At 66.9% G+C, this 18,639-nt stretch carries 17 protein-coding genes and 1 other RNA gene; 5 read left to right on the top strand and 13 right to left on the bottom strand.

The window, feature by feature from the left end; all coding sequences use genetic code 11:
- The first annotated feature begins 45 nt into the window (after window positions 1-45).
- Window positions 46-1,164: a glycosyltransferase gene (locus AC1D2H_RS23685; protein WP_478012648.1), complete on the top strand. Its 1,119-nt coding sequence runs from the start codon at window positions 46-48 to the stop codon at window positions 1,162-1,164.
- Here the strand turns inward: AC1D2H_RS23685 and AC1D2H_RS23680 are convergent.
- The 13 genes from AC1D2H_RS23680 to gyrA all read right to left on the bottom strand — a co-directional run bounded on the left by AC1D2H_RS23680 (window position 1,115) and on the right by gyrA (window position 15,851).
- Entirely contained in the window at window positions 1,115-2,071 is a 957-nt protein-coding gene (locus AC1D2H_RS23680; protein WP_478012647.1) for a glycosyltransferase family 2 protein, read from the bottom strand. The two genes, AC1D2H_RS23685 and AC1D2H_RS23680, sit on opposite strands and share 50 nt — an antisense overlap.
- Entirely contained in the window at window positions 2,068-3,015 is a 948-nt protein-coding gene (locus AC1D2H_RS23675; protein ID WP_478012646.1) for a glycosyltransferase family 32 protein, read from the bottom strand. Before AC1D2H_RS23675 ends, AC1D2H_RS23680 begins: the two co-directional genes overlap by 4 nt.
- Window positions 3,012-3,758, bottom strand: coding sequence for a glycosyltransferase (locus AC1D2H_RS23670; RefSeq protein WP_477929792.1), 747 nt, complete (start codon window positions 3,756-3,758; stop codon window positions 3,012-3,014). Before AC1D2H_RS23670 ends, AC1D2H_RS23675 begins: the two co-directional genes overlap by 4 nt.
- Window positions 3,742-4,884 (bottom strand): lipopolysaccharide assembly protein LapB, encoded by a 1,143-nt coding sequence (lapB, locus tag AC1D2H_RS23665; protein ID WP_478012645.1) that lies wholly within the window; start codon window positions 4,882-4,884, stop codon window positions 3,742-3,744. Before lapB ends, AC1D2H_RS23670 begins: the two co-directional genes overlap by 17 nt.
- Entirely contained in the window at window positions 4,874-5,173 is a 300-nt protein-coding gene (locus tag AC1D2H_RS23660) for a LapA family protein (protein WP_477929788.1), read from the bottom strand. Before AC1D2H_RS23660 ends, lapB begins: the two co-directional genes overlap by 11 nt.
- A gap of 16 nt (window positions 5,174-5,189) precedes the next feature.
- The gene (locus tag AC1D2H_RS23655; protein WP_056202110.1) at window positions 5,190-5,489 is read right to left on the bottom strand and encodes an integration host factor subunit beta; all 300 of its coding nucleotides are present in this window, start codon (window positions 5,487-5,489) and stop codon (window positions 5,190-5,192) included.
- Between the two features lie 110 nt (window positions 5,490-5,599).
- Window positions 5,600-7,315, bottom strand: a complete 1,716-nt coding sequence (gene rpsA / locus AC1D2H_RS23650; RefSeq protein ID WP_477929786.1) for a 30S ribosomal protein S1 — start codon at window positions 7,313-7,315, stop codon at window positions 5,600-5,602.
- A gap of 198 nt (window positions 7,316-7,513) precedes the next feature.
- A complete protein-coding gene (locus AC1D2H_RS23645; protein WP_478012644.1) occupies window positions 7,514-9,514 on the bottom strand; it encodes a bifunctional 3-phosphoshikimate 1-carboxyvinyltransferase/cytidylate kinase in 2,001 nt (666 codons plus the stop codon).
- A complete protein-coding gene (locus tag AC1D2H_RS23640) occupies window positions 9,514-10,410 on the bottom strand; it encodes a prephenate dehydrogenase (RefSeq protein ID WP_477929782.1) in 897 nt (298 codons plus the stop codon). The genes AC1D2H_RS23645 and AC1D2H_RS23640 overlap by 1 nt, the downstream gene beginning before the upstream one ends.
- Before the next feature lie 3 nt (window positions 10,411-10,413).
- On the bottom strand, window positions 10,414-11,511 hold the full coding sequence (pheA, locus tag AC1D2H_RS23635; RefSeq protein WP_478012643.1) for a prephenate dehydratase: 1,098 nt from the start codon (window positions 11,509-11,511) through the stop codon (window positions 10,414-10,416).
- Window positions 11,504-12,595: a 3-phosphoserine/phosphohydroxythreonine transaminase gene (gene serC / locus AC1D2H_RS23630; RefSeq protein WP_478012642.1), complete on the bottom strand. Its 1,092-nt coding sequence runs from the start codon at window positions 12,593-12,595 to the stop codon at window positions 11,504-11,506. The genes pheA and serC overlap by 8 nt, the downstream gene beginning before the upstream one ends.
- Before the next feature lie 15 nt (window positions 12,596-12,610).
- Window positions 12,611-13,195 carry a DUF2059 domain-containing protein gene (locus AC1D2H_RS23625; protein ID WP_477929776.1) on the bottom strand — a complete coding sequence of 195 codons (585 nt, stop codon included), beginning with the start codon at window positions 13,193-13,195 and terminating at the stop codon, window positions 12,611-12,613.
- A gap of 1 nt (window position 13,196) precedes the next feature.
- Window positions 13,197-15,851 carry a DNA gyrase subunit A gene (gene gyrA / locus AC1D2H_RS23620; protein ID WP_477929774.1) on the bottom strand — a complete coding sequence of 885 codons (2,655 nt, stop codon included), beginning with the start codon at window positions 15,849-15,851 and terminating at the stop codon, window positions 13,197-13,199.
- Window positions 15,852-16,113: 262 nt separating this feature from the next.
- Here gyrA and ompA point away from each other — a divergent pair, with 262 nt between their 5' ends.
- The 4 genes from ompA to ssrA all read left to right on the top strand — a co-directional run bounded on the left by ompA (window position 16,114) and on the right by ssrA (window position 18,613).
- Window positions 16,114-16,773, top strand: coding sequence for an outer membrane protein OmpA (gene ompA, locus AC1D2H_RS23615; protein ID WP_477929772.1), 660 nt, complete (start codon window positions 16,114-16,116; stop codon window positions 16,771-16,773).
- A 76-nt stretch (window positions 16,774-16,849) separates the two neighbouring features.
- On the top strand, window positions 16,850-17,554 hold the full coding sequence (gene ubiG, locus AC1D2H_RS23610) for a bifunctional 2-polyprenyl-6-hydroxyphenol methylase/3-demethylubiquinol 3-O-methyltransferase UbiG (RefSeq protein ID WP_478012641.1): 705 nt from the start codon (window positions 16,850-16,852) through the stop codon (window positions 17,552-17,554).
- Window positions 17,551-18,225: a phosphoglycolate phosphatase gene (gph, locus tag AC1D2H_RS23605; protein ID WP_478012640.1), complete on the top strand. Its 675-nt coding sequence runs from the start codon at window positions 17,551-17,553 to the stop codon at window positions 18,223-18,225. The genes ubiG and gph overlap by 4 nt, the downstream gene beginning before the upstream one ends.
- A gap of 14 nt (window positions 18,226-18,239) precedes the next feature.
- Window positions 18,240-18,613: a transfer-messenger RNA gene (ssrA, locus tag AC1D2H_RS23600) on the top strand.
- Window positions 18,614-18,639 lie beyond the last annotated feature (26 nt).

The following is an 18,639-nucleotide window of genomic DNA, read 5'->3' as shown; positions in this document are numbered from 1 at the left end:
CACATGGGGGCCTTCTCTTTACACTGCGCGCCCATGCCCAACCCAATGACGACTCCCGCGCGCCCGAAAGTCGTTCATTTCGTGACTGGCGGCTTCTCCGGCGCGACGCAGGTCGCGGTTGATCTTTGCCTGTCCGCTCTGCAGGGCGGCCCTTTCGAGCCCATCCTCATCCTGCGCCAGAAGCCGCACACGCCAATGGCCCGCGTCGAGGCCCTGCAGGCCCAGGGGCTGCGGGTGTTGCTGGTGCCGGGCTATTGGGTGCACAGGCGCACGCAGATCGAGCTGGCGCGCCTGCTGGCAGAGATCCGGCCCGTCGCCTTGCTGGCCCATGGCTTCCCCGAACACCTGATCGGCCGCCAGGCCGGGCTGGACGCCGGTGTGCCGGTGCTGATCCAGGTCGAGCACAACTCGCGCGAGCGCTATCTGCCCTGGAGCCTGCGCGAGAGCCGGCAACTGGCCGAGAAGAGCGCGGCCCTGGTGGGGGTCAGCGAGGGCGTGCGCCAGAGCCTGCTGGCCCAGGGACTGCCGGCAGACAAGACCATCGCCATCCCCAACGGCGTCGACCTGTCGCGCTTTGCGCAGGCCGGCGGCGAGCGCGAGGCCGGTCTCGTCATGTCGGCGCGCTTCGCGCGGCAGAAAGACCATGCAACGCTGATCGAAGCCATGGCCAAGCTGGGGCAGCTCGGCCTGCGGCCCCGGCTGCAACTGGCCGGCAATGGGCCGCTGCTGAGTCGCATGCGATCCAAGGTGGCCAAGCTAGGCTTGGGCGAGCAGGTCGTGTTCCTTGGCCACCATGCCGACATGCCCGGCCTGCTGCGCTCCCAGGCCATCTACGTGCTGTCCACCCATTACGAAGGCATGCCACTGGCCCTCGTCGAAGCCATGGCCGCGGGCTGCGCCTGCATCGCTTCGGACGTCATCGGCGTGCATGGCGTCATCGAGGAGGGCGTGACGGGCCTGCTCGTGCCCGAGGGCGACGCGCAGGCGCTGGCCGATGCGATCGCGCGGCTGTTGCGCGAACCCGAGCTGGCGGCGCGGCTGGGTGCGGCGGCGCGCCAACGGGCATTGGCCGAGCACGGCCTGATGCTGATGCGCGAGCGCTACGAGGCGCTGATCACGCGCTGCGCCACCACTGCAGGCCACGCAGCCAGCGTCCCCGCTTGAAGTAGGCAGCCAGCAGCTCGTGCCGGGTCAGCGGCGAGCTGCGGGCGAAGCGCGCGACATCCGTCGTCAGGCCGGCCAATGCTTCGCCACCCAGTTGCAGACGGCGCCGTCTGGCGCGCAGCAAGGTGCGGGCGCAGAAGTGGGCGATCTCGAAGCGTGCGTCCTCGTGCAGCGGCGGCAGGTCGGCCGCGAGGCCGTCGAGGGCCCAGGTCCAGTCATCCAGTCGCTTGGCGTCCAGGCTGCCGAGCAGGCTGCCGCCGCGCTGGCGGTAGGCGATCCAGACGTCGGCGACGTGCAGATGCCGCGGCGTGTGCAGCAGCAGGCGCGGGTAGACGGCCATGTCCTCGAAGACGCGGCCTTCGGGGAAGCGCAGGGCCGCCGGCCAGCAAGCGCGGCGCACGACCTTGCTCCAGGGGTGGAACTGGCCATGCACGAAGAAGCCGCGCAGCCGCTGGTTCACGTCGTTCATCAGCGTGTTGCCTGGCCCGTCGAAGCTGGCGATATGGCGATGGCGCGGCTTGAGGGACGCGGTCGATGCGCCGTCGTCGAAGACGCGGAAGTCGCAGCTGACGAGGTCGGGGCGGTGCTCAGCCAGCAAGGCCTTCAGCCGCGGGATGACACCAGGCTCGACAAGGTCGTCGGGGTCGATGAACCACAGGTAGTCGCCGCGCGCCTCGTCCAACAGCCGGTTGCGCGCGGCGCTGACACCGCGGTTCTCCGCTTGTTGAATGAGCCGTGCCTGGGGCAGCAATGCTTGCACGAGAGCCGCCGAGCCATCGGGCGACGCGTCGTCCACAAAGACGAGCTCGACGCCGTCATCGAGCTGGGGCTTCAAAGACTCGATGCAGGCCTTCAACCAGGGCTCGACCCGATACATCGGGAACAGCAGGCTGAGCCAGGGTGTCATGGCGCCTTGTCGATGAGCTGGACCAGCGCGCTGAACGGCGACACCAGGCCGCGCCGCCAGTTGCGCTCGACGACGGCACGATCACCGCCGCGCAGCTTCAGCACGGCGGGCAGCACGCGCGGGCAGGGCAGCAGGGCCAGCCGCGCATAGAGGTGGCGCTTGCGCCAGCCCACGCCAGCATGCCAGGCGAAGGGGCCGTCCTCGGCGCGCAGCAGCACCAGGCGGGCGAGCTGCGGCTCGCGGTCCAGCAGATCGCTGGCGGCGACGTGCATCAGCAGATAGCGCTGGAAATCCTCGGTCAGCGCCTGCACGACGCGGGCGTGCCGACCTTCGGCCTGCAGGCGTTGCAGCAGGGCTTCCGCGCCTTCGTCCAGCGCGCGGTCGAAGGCGGTGGCCAGGGCGGTGGCAAAGCGGCCGCCGGGCACCGAGGCCATCATCCAGTTCTCGACGATGGGCAGTTCGGGTCGCGTCGTGTAGCGGTCGATGTAGAAGCCGAGGTAGTCCGCGGCGCGGCGTTTGCGGGTCTCGTGCAGCCAGGCCAGGTCGCGGCTCAGCAGCATCGACGCGTCCATCCACACGCCGCCATGGCGGGCCAGCAGCTGGATGCGCAGCCAGTCGGCCTGGCGGTAGGCGGGCATGGCGTCGAAGTCCGCGCGCAGCTCGGGCAGCCAGCGGGTGACGCCGTCGCGATCGAGCAGGCGCAGCTCGTGGTCAGGCGCGAAACGACGCCAGTTGGCGAGGCAGGCCTGGATGAAGGCGGGTGCCGGCGAGGCCTGCCAGTAGGTCCAGATGATCTTGGGGATCTCGTCCTGGCACAGCGGCGCGTTGTCTCCGACCATGACGGCGCGCGTCTGCGCCGGCACCTTGGCGCGCAGCACCGTAGCCAGTTCGCGCAGCAGGAGGCCGGCCAGGATGGCCAGCAGCGCGAGCGGGAGGACGCTCATTCGCGCCAGTGGTCGGCGATCCAGCGCGCCGGCCGCGCATGCCGCCAGTTGCCGTTGCTGCGGCCGGCCAGCGCGTCGGGCGGGTTCATGACGCCGTGGAAGATCAGGATGCGCGCTCCCTCGGGAATGAAGGGGTCACGCCAATAGCTGGTCGGCCATGCCGGGAGGCAGTGGTATTTGTAGCTGGCGCACCAGGCGTCGTCCCAATACTTGAGCAAGCCCCGCCGGTGCAGCACGTCACTCAGGAAGGCCTGTTCGTTGCGGAACTCGGTCTTGGCCTTGGCCTGGTCGGCGACGAACTCGGTCAGCACGTCCTGGTGGGCGCCGAGCTCCCAGCGGTAGACGGAGGAGTTGCCCGTCACGCGCCAGCGGCGCTTCCAGTCGTGGATGACGAGGAACTCGCCCGGCACCTCGAAGAAGGGCGTGATGTCGTCGACGATGACGACGTCCAGGTCGAGGAAGAGGGCGGTGCCGCTCAGGCCGTATTCGTTGACGAGAACGGGGCTGAAGGTCGTCAACTTCTTCCAGCCGCGTTCGGGCTCGCCATTGGGCAGCGTCAGCTCGGGGATGGGGAAGCAGCGCACTTCGGGGCGGATGCCCTCGGTGCGGTCGGTCAGGCAGACGAAGCCGAAATCGCCCTTGAGATGGCGGCGCACCATCGCATAGAGGCGATTGACGTATTCGGGGCCGTACTTGGTGCCCCACTTCATGCAGATGATGGTGCGTTCAGAGCTCTTCGACATGGCGCGGGGGGTAGGTGTCCCAGTTCAGGCAACCGGGGCACTGCCAGAAATAGTGGGCGGCTTCGAAGCCGCAGGCGGCGCAACGGTAGCGCAGCAGCGGTTTGCTGGCCTTCTCGAGTGTCTGCACCACGGCTGCGGCCTCGGCGGCCGGCAGGGCTGCCGCGTTCAGCTTGAGCAGTTCGGTCGCGGCCGACAGCGCGGGTTGCTCGCGCAGATGGGCTGTGAGGCGTTCGCGCTGCGGTGCGGGTTGCAGCGTGGCCAGCGCCCGCAGCAGGTGCATGCTCGGCGCGCGTTGGTACTGCTCCAGCAGCAGCGCGATCGCGCGTTCGGGCTGGCCGAGGCTTTGGGCGGCGGCCGCGCAGTCGGCGGCGACCAGGTTGAAGGCGGGCGGGTTGGCGGCGAGCAGCTGGGTGAAGGCCGCGAACGCGGCTTCGGGCTGGCCCGCCTTCAGCAGCAGCTGGCCTTGCATGACGTAGGCGCGCGCGGCTTCGGGCTCGCGGCGCTGGGCCTGGCCCAGCAGGTCCTGGGCGAGGTCGGCATGACCCTGGGCCTGGGCGACGAGGGCCTGCTCGCAAAGGTAGTGGGCAATGCGCCCCGAGAAGGAACCGGTGCCTGCGGCCTCCAGCTCGGCCGCGACCTCGGCGGCCTTGGCCCAGTCGCGCGAACGCTCGTACAGGGACAGCAGGGCCAGCCGCGCTTCGCGCTCGAAGGCGGTGCCGCGCAGTTCGGCATAGGCCGCCTCGGCGCGGTCGAACAGGCCGGCCTTGAAGAAGTCCTGGGCCAGCTCATGCTGGGCGCGGTCGCGGTCGGTCTTGGGCAGATCGCCACGGCGCAGCAGGTGCTCGTGCACGCGCACGGCGCGCTCGGTCTCGCCACGGCGGCGGAACAGGCTGCCGAGGGCGAAGTGCAGCTCGGAGGTGTCGGGGTCGTTCTGGACGGCTTCGATGAAGGCGTCGATGGCCTTGTCCTGCTGCTCGTTCAAGAGCAGGTTCAGCCCCTTGAAATAGGCCTTAGGCGAGTCGCGCTGTTCCAGCTTCCACTGCTTGGAATCGAGCTTGGACGCCAGCCAGCCGAGGACGAAGACGACGGGCAGGACGAACAGCAGCCAGCGCGGATCAAACTCCATCTTGGTGGGCGGCGTAAGGGGCGGTGGGAGCGTCGGGGGCCGGCGCGGGCGCGCCGGGCAGGGGCTCGGTGCGCTGGGCGGCGCGGCGGTGGCGCCACCAGGACGGCACCATGGCCAGCACGCCGAAAGCGGCGCCGAGGCCGAAGGCCAGCAGCACGATGATGACTTGCGGTGCACGCCATTCGTGGCCGAAGAACCAGCGCACGATGGCCTCGTGGCTGTTGTTCAGCGCGAAGGCGAACAGCGTGAAGAAGAGCAGGGCCCGCAGGAGCCAGACAAGGGTGCGCATGGCCCCGGATTCTGGCTCAGGCGTCGGTGACCGGGAGATGCTTGTCGACGGCCTCGCGCAGCGCCTTGCCGGGCTTGAAGTGAGGTGCCAGCTTCTCGGGGATCATGACCTGTTCGCCGCTGCGCGGATTGCGGCCCACGCGGGGCGGACGGCGGCTGATGGAGAAGCTGCCGAAGCCGCGGATCTCGATGCGGTGGCCGCGCGCGAGGGCATCGCTCATCGCGTCGAGGATGGTCTTGACCGCGAACTCGGTGTCGCGCTGGGTCAATTGGCCAAATCGTTCGGCGAGGACGGCGACGAGATCGGAGCGGGTCATAAGCGAAGCGGCTTGTCGGTCTTGGAATTGAAACAGGCCCGCTGGCGAGGCCGGCGAGCCTGTGGGGAGCATACCCGGCCTCCGAGGAGGCCGGGCAGGTCAAACAGGGCTTAGTTGCCCTGGTTGTCCAGCTTGGCGCGCAGCAGGGCGCCCAGGCTGGTGGTGCCGGCGTTTTCACGCTCGCTCGACTGGCTCAGGCGCTGCATGGCTTCCTGGTTGTCGGCGTTGTCCTTGGCCTTGATGGACAGCTGGATGTTGCGCGTCTTGCGGTCGATGTTGACGACGATCGCGGTGACTTCGTCGCCTTCCTTCAGCACGTTGCGGGCGTCTTCCACGCGGTCGCGGGAGATTTCCGAAGCGCGCAGATAGGCCATCACGCCGTCAGCCAGCTCGATCTCGGCGCCGCGCGGGTCGACGGTCTTGACCTTGCCGGTCACCGAGGCGCCACGGTCATTGATCGTGGTGTAGGCGGTGAACGGGTCGCTGTCCAGCTGCTTGATGCCCAGCGAGATGCGCTCGCGCTCGACGTCCACGGCCAGAACCACGGCTTCGACTTCCTGGCCCTTCTTGAAGTTGCGAACGGCGGTTTCGCCGGTCTCGTCCCAAGACAGGTCGGACAGGTGCACCAGGCCGTCGATGCCCTGGGCCAGGCCCACGAACACGCCGAAGTCGGTAATCGACTTGACCGGACCCTTGACCTTGTCGCCGCGCTTGACGTTCTCGGCGAACTCTTCCCACGGGTTGGCCTTGCACTGCTTCATGCCCAGGCTGATGCGACGCTTGTCTTCGTCGATTTCCAGGACCATGACTTCGACTTCGTCGCCCAGCGAGACCAGCTTGCTGGGGGCGATGTTCTTGTTGGTCCAGTCCATTTCGGAGACGTGCACCAGGCCTTCGATGCCCGGCTCGATCTCGACGAACGCGCCGTAGTCGGCGATGTTCGTGACCTTGCCGAACAGGCGGGTGCCGGTCGGGTAGCGGCGGGCAACGCCGAACCACGGGTCGTCGCCCAGCTGCTTGATGCCCAGCGAGACGCGGTTCTTCTCGGCGTCGAACTTCAGGACCTTGGCGGTCAGTTCCTGGCCGACCTGAACGACTTCGCTCGGGTGGCGGACACGGCGCCATGCCATGTCGGTGATGTGCAGCAGGCCGTCGATGCCGCCGAGGTCCACGAACGCACCGTATTCGGTGATGTTCTTGACCACGCCGTTGACGATGGCGCCTTCGGACAGCGTCTCGAGCAGCTTGGCGCGCTCTTCACCCATGGAGGCTTCGACCACGGCACGACGCGACAGCACAACGTTGTTGCGCTTGCGGTCGAGCTTGATGACCTTGAATTCCATGGTCTTGCCCTCGAACGGGCTCATGTCCTTCACCGGGCGCGTGTCCAGCAGCGAACCGGGCAGGAAGGCGCGGATGCCGTTGACGAGGACAGTCAGGCCGCCCTTGACCTTGCCGGAGACGGTGCCGGTCACGAAGTCGCCGGACTCCAGGGCCGTTTCCAGGCTCAGCCACGAGGCCAGGCGCTTGGCCTTGTCGCGCGACAGGATGGTGTCGCCGTAGCCGTTTTCGATGGCGTCGATCGCGACGGAGACGAAGTCGCCGACTTGGACTTCCAGTTCGCCCTGGTCGTTCTTGAACTCTTCGATGGGCACATAGGCTTCGGACTTGAGGCCTGCGTTGACGACGACGAAGTTGTGTTCGACACGAACGACTTCAGCCGAGATCACTTCGCCAGCGCGCATGTCGGAGCGCTGCAGCGACTCCTCGAACATGGCGGCGAAGGATTCCATGCCGGAGGCTTGGGCGGTTTGGGTTTGGGACATGTTGATGGATCCTGATGCGCCGCTTTCGCGGCGCTGCGGTGCAGGCGAACCTGCGGGTTAGTTTGTTGAGTTCCGCCGATCTCGAGGCACTTGCGTTCCTCTTGCCATTCGGACTGGCGTCCGATGGAGGCCGGCGGGCCCTGGCTTCTCAGGCCTGGACCGTTATGGCAATTGGCATTCCCRAATGGGATGCGAACGTCAGAAGGGTCGGCGCTTTTGCCACCAATCCAGCACCTGATCCACCGAGGCTTCGATGGTCAGCGCCGAGTTGTCGAGCAACTGCGCGTCCTGCGCTGGGAGCAGAGGTGAGGCCGAGCGGTTCTTGTCCCGTTCGTCCCGCGCCTCCAAATCTTCGCGCAAGCTATCGATATTAGCCGAAATTCCTTTGGAAATCAATTGCTTATGCCGCCGATCGGCGCGCGTCGCGGCGCTTGCCGTCAGGAATACCTTCAAGTCGGCGTCCGGAAAAATGGCCGTGCCCATGTCGCGCCCGTCGGCGACGAGGCCGGGCAGGCGGCGGAAGTCGAGTTGCAACTGGTGCAGCGCCTGACGCACCTGGGCATGGACGGCGACTTGCGAGGCCAGCAGGCCGGTCGCTTCGGCGCGCAGCCGGGCGCTGACGTCTTCCTGGCCGAGGAAGACATTGCCGTCACTGAAACGCAGCTGCAGCGTGGGCACGATGGCGGCGACGGCATCGCCGTCGTCCAGGTTCAGGCCGGCGCGTCGGGCCGCCAGGCCCGTCACGCGGTAAAGCGCGCCAGAGTCCAGCACGCCGAAGCCCAGGGCCTTGCCGACCTCGTCGGCCAGCGTGCCCTTGCCGGACGCGGTCGGGCCGTCGATGGTGATGACGGGAATGTCGGCGGCCTGGGCAGTGACGACGCCGAACAGCGTCTCGAAGTAGTCCGGGAAGGTCTTGGCGACGCAGTGCGGCTCGAGCACGCGCACCGGCACGGCAGCGGCGCTGACCAGGCCGTTGAAGGCGGCCAGCGAGAAGCACATCGCGACACGGTGGTCGTCGTAGGTGTGGATGGCCGCCGCTTTCCAGTCGCGCAGCGGCTGCACACGAATCCAGTCCGGGCCTTCGTTGACCGTCGCGCCGAGCTTGCGCAACTCGGTGGCCATCGCGGCGATGCGGTCGGTTTCCTTGACACGCCAGCTGGCGATGTTGGTCAGCGTCGTCGGGCCGTCGGCGTAGAGGGCCATGACGGTCAGCGTCATCGCCGCGTCGGGGATGTGGTTGCAGTCCAGCGTCAGGCCCTTGAGCGGCCAGGCGCCGCGGCGGACCTCGAGCCAGTTGGGGCCGGTCCGCACTGAGGCGCCCATGGCGGCCGCGGCTTCGATGAAACGCACGTCGCCCTGCAGGGATTCGCTGCCGACGCCTTCGATGCGGATGGGCGCATCCACTGCCGCGATGGCGCCGAGGCCGACGAAATAGGAGGCCGAGGACGCGTCACCCTCGACGAAGACTTCGCCCGGCGAGCGGTAGCGGCTGCCGGCCGGGATGACGAAGGCCTCCCAGCCCTCGCGCTTCACGGCGATGCCGAAACGTTCCAGCAGGGCCAGCGTGATCTCGATATAGGGCTTGGAGATCAACTCGCCGATGACCTCGATACGGATATCCCTCTCGGCCACGAGTGGCAGGGCCAGCAGCAGCGCCGTCAGGAACTGGCTGGACACATCGCCGCGCACGCGCACCGGTGTGTCGAGGGACAGCGACGAGGGCCCGCGCAGGCGCAGCGGCGGGTAGCCGGCGTTGCCGAGGTCATCGATCTCGCAGCCCAGGCCGCGCAGCGCATCCACGAGGTCGCCGATGGGGCGCTCGTGCATGCGCGCCACGCCCGAGACCTCGAAGCTGCCGCCTTGAGTTGCGGCCAGCAATGCGAGCGCCGCGGTGAGGGGGCGCATGGCGGTGCCGGCATTGCCGAGGAAGAGCTTGGCTTCCTTGGCGCGCAGGCGCCCACCCAGGCCATCGATGACGATGGCCTCGCCTTCCCGCCAGACGCCGCAGCCCAGCGCGCGCAGTGCGTCCAGCATGACGGCCGTGTCGTCGGACGCCAGCAGGTCGCGCACGACGGTCTTGCCTTCGCTCAGCGCCGCCAGCAGCAGCACGCGGTTGGAAATGCTCTTGGAGCCGGGCAGGCGCACAGTGCCTGCGGCGCCGCGCAGGGGCGGCAGGTCGAGGAAGGGGATCTTGAACATCACTTGCCGGCCGGGCGGCCGGGAGGGACTGCAGGAGGAGGATTGCCCCAGGCCAGGCGGCCTTCGGAGATGGGGCGCAGTGCGGCTTCGAGGGCCGTGGCGTCGCCCGCTTCGATCAAGGCTTCGAGCTGGTCCAGCATGGTGCGAAAGCGCTTGGACTGGGCCAGCACCTCGTGCTTGTTGGCCAGCAGGATGTCACGCCAGACGCCCGGCTCGCCCGCCGCGATGCGTGTGAAGTCCCGAAAGCCGGGGCCGGCCAGGCTCAGGTAGTCGCGTGCCGCGGGCTGCTCGGCGATGGCCTGGAAGTAGGCGAAGGCCAGCAGATGCGGCAGATGGCTGACGGCGGCGAAGGCCGCGTCGTGGTTGTGCGGCCGCATCTTCAGCACGGTGGCGCCCAGGGCCGACCAGACGTCGGTGGCCTTCTGCACGAGCTGCGGGTTGGTGAAGGGCTGGGGCGTCAGGATGACCTGGCGGCCTTCATAGAGATTGGCCTCGGCATGCTGGACACCGCCCGATTCCTTGCCGGCGATGGGGTGGCAGGGCACGAAGCTCGATGCACGGTCGCCCAGGGCGCGGCGCGAAGCTTCGATGACGTCGCATTTCGTCGAGCCGACATCCATGAAGAGGACGCCCGGGTTGACGAGGTGGCGGATGGCCTTCAGCGTGCTTTCGGTGGCCGACACCGGCACGGCGATCAGCACGATGTCCGAGCCCGACACGGCCAGCAGGGCCGATTCGGCGGCCACGTCGATGACGCCGAGCTTCTTGGCTTGCTCGGTCGTCGACGGCGATTTGCTGTAGCCGACGACGCGCTTGACGAGGCCGGCCTTCTTCATCGCCAGCGCGAAGCTGCCACCCATCAGGCCGCATCCGATCACGCCGAGCTGCTGAAACATGTCTTAGGCCTTCACCGGGTAGGAGCCGAGCATCTTGAAGAAGGCGCAGGACTCGCGCAATTCCGCCAGTGCTGCCGCGACGTTCGACTGGCTGGGATGGCCGTCGAGGTCGATGTAGAAGTAATAGTCCCACTGGCCGGTACGGGCCGGGCGGGATTCCAGGCGGGTCATGGACACGCCGTGGGTCTTCAGCGGCACGAGCAGGTCGTGCATCGCGCCCGGGCGGTTGGGCACCGAGACGACCAGGCTGGTGCAGTCGCGGCCGGTGGCCGGCGGCGTGGCCATGGTCTGCGGCAGGCAGATGACGGCGAAGCGCGTGCGGTTGTAGGCCTCGTCCTGGATGGCGTGGGCCGTGATGTGCAGGCCGAAGATGGTGGACGCGCGGTCGCTGCCCAGGGCCGCCCAGGCCGGGTTGGTGGCGGCCAGGCGCGAGCCCTCGGCATTGCTGGACACGGCCCGGCGCTCGACGTCGGGCAGGTGCTTGTTGAGCCAGTTCTGGCACTGGGCCAGGGCCTGGGGATGCGCCAGCACCGCCTCGATGCCATGCATCGAGGGTTCCTTGCGCATCAGGTTATGGCGGATCAGCAGGCTGACTTCGCCGACGACGTGGCAGGGCGTGTGCAGGAACAGGTCCAGCGAGCGCGTGACGACGCCCTCGGTCATGTTCTCGACACCGACGACACCGAACTGCGCGCTGCCGCTGGCGGTGGCGTGGAAGACTTCGTCGAAGTTGGCGCAGTAGGTGATGTCGGCCGCGCCGCCGAAGTATTCGAGGGCCGCCTGCTCGCAGAAGGTGCCGACGGGCCCGAGCACGGCAACGCGCTGCGGTGACTCCAGCGCCAGGCAGGCCGACATGATCTCGCGCCAGATGGCGGTCACATGCTCGCCCTTCAGCGGGCCGGGGTTGGCGGCGCGGATCTTCTCGATGACCTGGGCCACCCGGTCGGGGCGGAAGAAGGGCGTGCCCTCGGCGCGCTTGATCTCGCCGACCTGTTCGGCCACGCGGGCGCGCTGGTTCAGCAGCGTCAGCAACTGCTTGTCCAGGCCGTCGATCTGGTCGCGCAGTGCCAGCAGCGCCTCGGAGGCGACGGGTTCAGCCATGGCGGGCCTCGAAGTCCTTCAGGAATGACACCAGCGCCTGCACGCCTTCCAGCGGCATCGCGTTGTAGATGGAGGCACGCATGCCGCCCACCGACTTGTGGCCCTTGAGCTGCAACAGGCCGGCGGATTTCGCTTCGGCCAGGAAGCTCTCGTTGAGCTTCTCGTCCTTCAGGAAGAAGGGCACGTTCATGCGCGAGCGGCAGCTGGCGTCGACGCGGTTCTCGTAGAAGCCGGAGGCATCCAGCGCCGCGTAGAGCAGGCCGGCCTTGTCGATGTTGCGCTGCTCGATGGCCTCAAGGCCACGCTTGCCCGCGTATTCGAAGCCCTTGACCCACTGGAACACCAGGCCGGCGACGTAAATCGCGAAGGTCGGCGGCGTGTTGAACATGGACTGAGCCGCGGCCACGGTCTCGTAGTTGAAGGCCGAGGGGCAGATGTCCAATGCGCGACCCAGCAGGTCCTCGCGCACGAAGACCAGGGTCATGCCGGCGGGGCCGATGTTCTTCTGTGCGCCGCCGAAGGCCAGGCCGACGCGGCTCCAGTCAATGGGGCGCGACAACAGATGCGAAGAGCAGTCGATGACGAGGGGCACGCCGTTGCCGACATGGGGCAGGTCGTGGAACTCGACGCCGTCGATGGTCTCGTTGGTGCAGACGTGGACATAGCTGGCATCACTGCGCAGCTGCCAGTCGCGCGGGATGGCGCTGCCCTGGCCGATGTCCGCCGCGATCTGCACGTCGGCATAGCGGCGTGCCTCGGCCGCGCTCTTGCGCGACCAGGAGCCTGTCACGACGACGTCGACCTTGCCGCCGCGGCTCAGGTTCAGCGGCACGATGGCGTTTTCGCCCAGGCCACCGCCCTGCATGAAGAGGATGCGGAAGTTGGCCGGCACGGCGAGCAGCTCACGCAGATCGCGCTCGGCGCTCTCCGCGATGGAGATGAACTCCTTGCCGCGGTGGCTCATCTCCATGACGCTCATGCCGCTGCCGTGCCAGTCCAGCATCTCGGCCGCCACCTGGCGCAGCACGGGCTCGGGCAGGGTGGCGGGGCCGGGGGCGAAATTGAACGGGCGGGATGAGGTCATCGAGAGATCGGAAGGCTACTTCTTGGGCGCTGGGGCCGACGCCTTGGGCGCGGATGCTGCCGGCGGAGGTTGCAGGCCCAGCTGTTTGGCGATATTCATGTTCAGCGTCTTGAAGCGGCCTTCCAGCGTCGGGCTGACTTCGGCCACGACCTTCTGCGCGACCGCCTTCTGCAGCTCGACATTGGCGAGGCCGAACTTCTGGCTGACCGGCGATTCTCCCCAGGCCAGGATCTGCTTCAGTTCGTCCTCGTTGAAGCGTTCATCCAGCAGGGCCGAAGCCGTTGTCGGCACAGCCTTGGCAATCTTGTCCTTCAGATAGGGAACGTTTTCGTCGACGAACTTCTTCAGTTCGGCGTCCATGGCCTTGGCCGTGGCTTCGCGCTTCTCGGCAGGCACCTGCTGCAGCGCACCGCGACCCATCTGGGTCAGTTGGGACAGAGGGCCCTGGATGATGTTGCCGGCGAGCCCATCGGCCATGCCCTGCTGCTGCAGCGCGACGATCCTGTCGATCAGCGCCTTCTTGGCCGCGGAGGGTTCGGCCAGCGTGCTGCTGGTGGCCAGGGCCAATGCGAGGGCCAGGCCCAGCTTGCGAGAAATCATGTCAGTCCTTGGGGGTTTCAGGGGTATCGCCGGCCGAGCCGGTATCGCCATCTTCGGCGGTGGCGTCGTTCTCGTTGGCGTCGTTCTCGACGATGCGCTGCAGGCCAGACAGTTTGCTGCCGTCGTCCAGCGCGATCAGCGTGACGCCTTGAGTGGCGCGGCCGAGTTCGCGGATCTCGCTGACACGGGTGCGCACGAGCACGCCCTTGTCAGTGATCAGCATGATCTCGTCTTCCGGGCGCACCAGCGTGGCGGCCACGACGCGGCCGTTGCGTTCGCTCTGCTGGATGGCAATCATGCCCTTGGTGCCGCGGCCATGGCGGGTGTACTCGACGATGCTGGTGCGCTTGCCGTAGCCGTTCTCGGTGGCGGTCAGCACGCTCTGCGTCTCGTCTTCGGCCACCAGCATGGCGATGAGGCGCTGGTCGGGCTCGAGCATCATGCCGCGCACGCCGCGGGCGGTGCGGCCCATCGGGCGCACGTCGTCCTCGTCGAAGCGCACGGCCTTGCCGCCGTCGCTGAACAGCATCACGTCGTGATGGCCATCAGTCAACGCGGCACCGATCAGGTGGTCGCCCTCGTCCAGGTCGACGGCAATGATGCCGGCCTTGCGCGGGTTGCTGAAGTCCTTCAGGGACGTCTTCTTGACCGTGCCCATGGCCGTGGACATGAAGATGAAGTGATCTTCAGGGAAGCTGCGGAACTCACCGGTGAGTGCCAGCACCACGGTGATCTTCTCGCCGGCCTGCAGCGGGAACATGTTGACGATGGGCTTGCCGCGCGAGTTGCGCGAGCCCTGCGGCACTTCCCAGACCTTGAGCCAGTAGACGCGGCCGCGGTCGGAGAAGCACAGGATCCAGTCGTGGGTATTGGCGATGAAGAGCTGGTCGATCCAGTCGTCTTCCTTCGTTGCCGTGGCCTGCTTGCCGCGGCCGCCGCGGCGCTGCGCGCGGTATTCGCTCAGGGCCTGGCTCTTGATGTAGCCGGTGTGCGAGAGCGTCACGACCATGTCGGTCGGCGTGATCAGGTCTTCGGTGCCGAGTTCCTGGGCGTTGTGCTCGATGACGCTGCGGCGGGCGCCGAGCTTGGTCTGGCCGAACTCGGTCTTCAGCTGCACCAGCTCTTCGCTGATGATGGTCGTCACACGGGCGGGCGTGGCCAGGATGTTGAGCAGATCGGCGATCTCCGACATCACGTCCTTGTACTCGCCGACGATCTTGTCCTGCTCCAGGCCGGTCAGGCGTTGCAGGCGCATCTGCAGGATTTCACCGGCCTGCGACTCGGACAGCCGATACAGGCCATCGGCCTGCATGCCGTACTCGGGCTCCAGGCCTTCCGGGCGGTAGGCAGCGGGCCCGCCGGCCGACAGGGTCTCGGTGCGCGACAGCATCTCGCGCACCAGCGACGAATCCCAGCTCTTGGCCATCAGCGCGGCCTTGGCGACAGGCGGCGTCGGCGAGGTCTTGATGGTCTCGATGAACTCGTCGATGTTTGCCAGCGCGACCGCCAGGCCTTCCAGCACATGGCCACGCTCGCGCGCCTTGCGCAGCTCGAAGATCGTCCGGCGCGTCACCACCTCGCGGCGGTGTTCCAGGAACACCACCACCATGTCGCGCAGATTGCAGAGCTTGGGCTGGCCGTCGACGAGGGCGACCATGTTCATGCCGAAGCTGTCCTGCAGCTGCGTCTGCTTGTACAGGTTGTTCAGCACCACCTCGGGCACTTCACCGCGCTTGAGCTCGATGACGACCCGCATGCCGGACTTGTCGGACTCGTCCTGGATGTGGCTGATGCCTTCGATCTTCTTCTCGTGCACCAGCTCGGCGATGCGCTCGAGCAGCGTCTTCTTGTTGACCTGGTAGGGGATCTCGTCAACGATGATCGACTGGCGCGAGCCCTTGTCGATGTCCTCGAAGTGCACCTTGGCGCGCATGACGATGCGGCCGCGCCCCGTGCGGTAACCGTCGCGCACACCGGCCAGGCCGTAGATGATGCCGGCGGTCGGGAAGTCCGGCGCCGGGATGATCTCCATCAGCTCGTCGACCGTGCACTCCGGGTTCTTCAGCGCGAACAGGCAGGCGTCGACGACCTCATTCAGGTTGTGCGGCGGGATATTCGTCGCCATACCCACGGCAATACCCGAGGAACCATTCACCAGGAGATTTGGCAAACGGGTCGGCAGTACCAGGGGTTCCTTATGGCTGCCGTCGTAGTTCGGTCCGAAATCGACGGTTTCCTTGTCGATGTCGGCCAACATTTCGTGAGCGATTTTGTCGAGACGAATCTCGGTGTATCGCATCGCCGCGGCGTTATCGCCGTCGATGGAACCGAAGTTGCCCTGGCCGTCGATCAGCATGTGGCGCAGGCTGAACGGCTGGGCCATGCGGACGATGGTGTCGTAAATGGCCGAGTCACCGTGTGGGTGGTATTTACCCATCGTTTCACCCACGGCCTGCGCACTCTTGCGGTACTTGGCGTTGTAGGTGTTGCCCATCTCATTCATCGCGTACAGCACGCGACGATGCACTGGCTTCAGCCCGTCTCGGGCGTCGGGCAGCGCGCGTCCCACGATCACGCTCATCGCGTAGTCGAGGTAGGAGCGGCGCATCTCCTCCTCAAGGCTGATCGGCAGGGTTTCCTTGGCGAACTGGGTCATGCGCAGCGTGGCACGCGCCTACATGGGCGCGGCGTCCTTGGAGGTAGGTGAAAGGCGCGAATTCTAAGGGCCGCGCTACCTTGTAGCAGCAGCGCAACATCGTCACCGTGCCCATGAACGTAGGCCGCCACAATGCGGTCGTCTCGGTGCCCCCATGGCACAATCGTCGAGTCCCTAGGAGAAACCCTAAAGTCTCTCCTGAGGTTAGAGGTTGAGTACTGACTCTCGCAGGGCAACTGCGGCATTCCTTGAGAGGAGAATCATGAAGAAACTGAATCGTGTGGCGTCGCTGTTTGCGGTGGCCGCTGTCGCCGTTGCTACGTCTGGTGCATCTGCCCAGGCCATCGACAACTGGCGTGCAACCGACGGCACCGTCTGGAAGAACGGCACCAACGAATATTGCTGGCGCGACAATTTCTGGACGCCGGCCACGGCTGCCAAGGGTTGCGACGGCGAAATCAAGCCGGCGCCCAAGGTTGAACCGGCTCCTCCGGTCGCCCCGCCGCCCCCGGCTCCGGCTCCCGTGCCGCCCAAGCCCGTGACCCCGCCGCCCCCGGCGCCGGTCAGCGAGAAGGTCACCTTCGCTGCTGATGCCTTCTTCGACTTCGACAAGTCGACGCTGAAGCCCGAAGCCACCGCCAAGCTGGACGACCTGGTCAGCAAGACCAAGGGCATCAACCTGGAAGTCATCATCGCCGTTGGCCACACCGACTCGGTGGGCAGCGATGAGTACAACCAGAAGCTGTCGATCCGCCGCTCGGAGGCCGTCAAGTCCTACCTGGTGAGCAAGGGCGTCGAGCCGAACCGCGTCTACACCGAAGGCAAGGGCGAAAAGCAGCCCGTCGCCGACAACAAGACGACCGAAGGCCGCGCCAAGAACCGCCGCACCGAGATCGAAGTCGTCGGTACGCGCAACAAGTAAGCTCTAGCGCCCTCGGGCGCTTTGCGCAAAGCCCCGCCGGCCCGCCGTCGGGGCTTTTCTTTTTTCCGATTCCGTCATGACGATCAACGCCGACCCTCAAGAGCTCGCCAAATTCGGCGAACTGGCCCACCGCTGGTGGGATCCCGAGAGTGACTTCAAGCCGCTGCATCAGATCAACCCGCTGCGCCTGGGCTGGATCCAGCAGCTGTGCCCGCTGGCGGGCAAGCGCGCCCTCGACGTGGGCTGTGGCGGCGGCATCCTGAGCGACTCCATGGCCCGTGCGGGCGCCAGCGTGCTGGGCATCGATCTGTCGACCAAGCCGCTGCGCGTGGCCGAACTGCATGCGATGGAGGCCGGCACCGAGGGCGTGGAATACCGCGAGGTCGCCGTCGAGGCGCTGGCCGCCGAACAGCCGGCCTGCTTCGACGTGGTCACCTGCATGGAAATGCTCGAGCATGTGCCCGATCCGGCCTCGGTGGTGCGCGCGCTCGCGACGCTGGTCAAACCTGGCGGCTGGGTTTTCCTGTCGACGTTGAACCGCAACGCCAAGTCCTTCCTGCTCGCCATCGTCGGCGCGGAATACGTGCTGCAGATGTTGCCCAAGGGCACGCATGAATACGCGCGCTTCCTGAAGCCATCCGAGCTGGCCCAGTTCTGCCGTGACGCCGGCCTGGAGCTGCAAGGCAGCCGCGGCCTGAGCTACAACCCGCTGACGCAGCGCTACAGCCTGGGCAGCGATACCGACGTGAACTATCTGCTGGCCTGCCGCCGCCCCGCTTGAAGCTCGCTGCACACTGGTCGCATCTGCGCGCCGTCCTGTTCGACCTGGACGGCACGCTGATCGACAGCGCCGCCGACCTCGCAGCGGCAGCCAACGCGATGCGCGCCGAACGCGGCCTTGCTGCGCTGCCCTTGGCCCAATACCGGCCGCACGGCGGCTCTGGCGCACGCGGCATGCTCGGCCAGGCCTTCGGTTCCGCGCCTGGTCAGCCAGACTATGACGAACTCAAGCGCGAGTTCCTGGACCGCTACGAAGCGCTGATGTACGACAGTACGCAAGCCTTTGCCGGCGTCGAAACCGAACTCGCTGCGTTAACCGCAGCCGGCCTGGCCTGGGGCATCGTCACCAACAAGGCCGAACGCTTTGCCTTGCCGCTGGCCAAGGCATTGGGCCTGTCGGCCGGTGCCATCGTCGGCGGCGACACGACCGGCCACACCAAGCCTCACCCCGCGCCGTTGCTGGAGGCCGCACGCCGCCTGAACGTGGCAGCCGAGTCCTGTCTCTATGTCGGCGACGACGAACGCGACATCCTGGCCGGGCGTGCGGCCGGCATGGCGACGGCCGCAGCAACCTGGGGCTATCTCGGCCACGGCGGCGAATTTCGTCATTGGAGAGCCGACCTGGAGCTGTCAGCGCCCGGCGAGCTCTTGAAGCGACTCGGACTGGCCTAAGATAGGGGTTCTCTGGGGCCGACTTGGTTTCGACGTGGGTGCGGATCCGGAGTAGGGCATGCCGAGGACCAGTCACCTCGTAAATACATCTGGAAACACAGTAACTGCAAACGACTCTACGTTCGCACTCGCCGCTTAATTGCGGATGAGCTTCTCAACGGCAGGCCGATGGGCCGGGCTGAGTTCCGCAAGGGGCAAGGCTGAGAAGTCACTCACATCGGCTGGCGTCGCACCGGGTCACTCGGTGGGGCGTGAGATCAAGTGACTGGCGGAAAAGCTAGCGTGCCACTGCGCGAGTTGACCGTGAGATTCAAATCAGCCGGCTAAGCATGTAGATCTGCCCGGTGATGGCTTGCGGACGGGGGTTCAATTCCCCCCGGCTCCACCATCCAAGCAAAAAGGCCCGTGTCGGTG

The sequence above is a fragment of the Roseateles sp. P1_C1_2 genome, from assembly GCF_056406535.1.
Note: the sequence above shows the minus strand (reverse complement) of the source record. Positions and strands in the feature narration are given on the sequence as shown.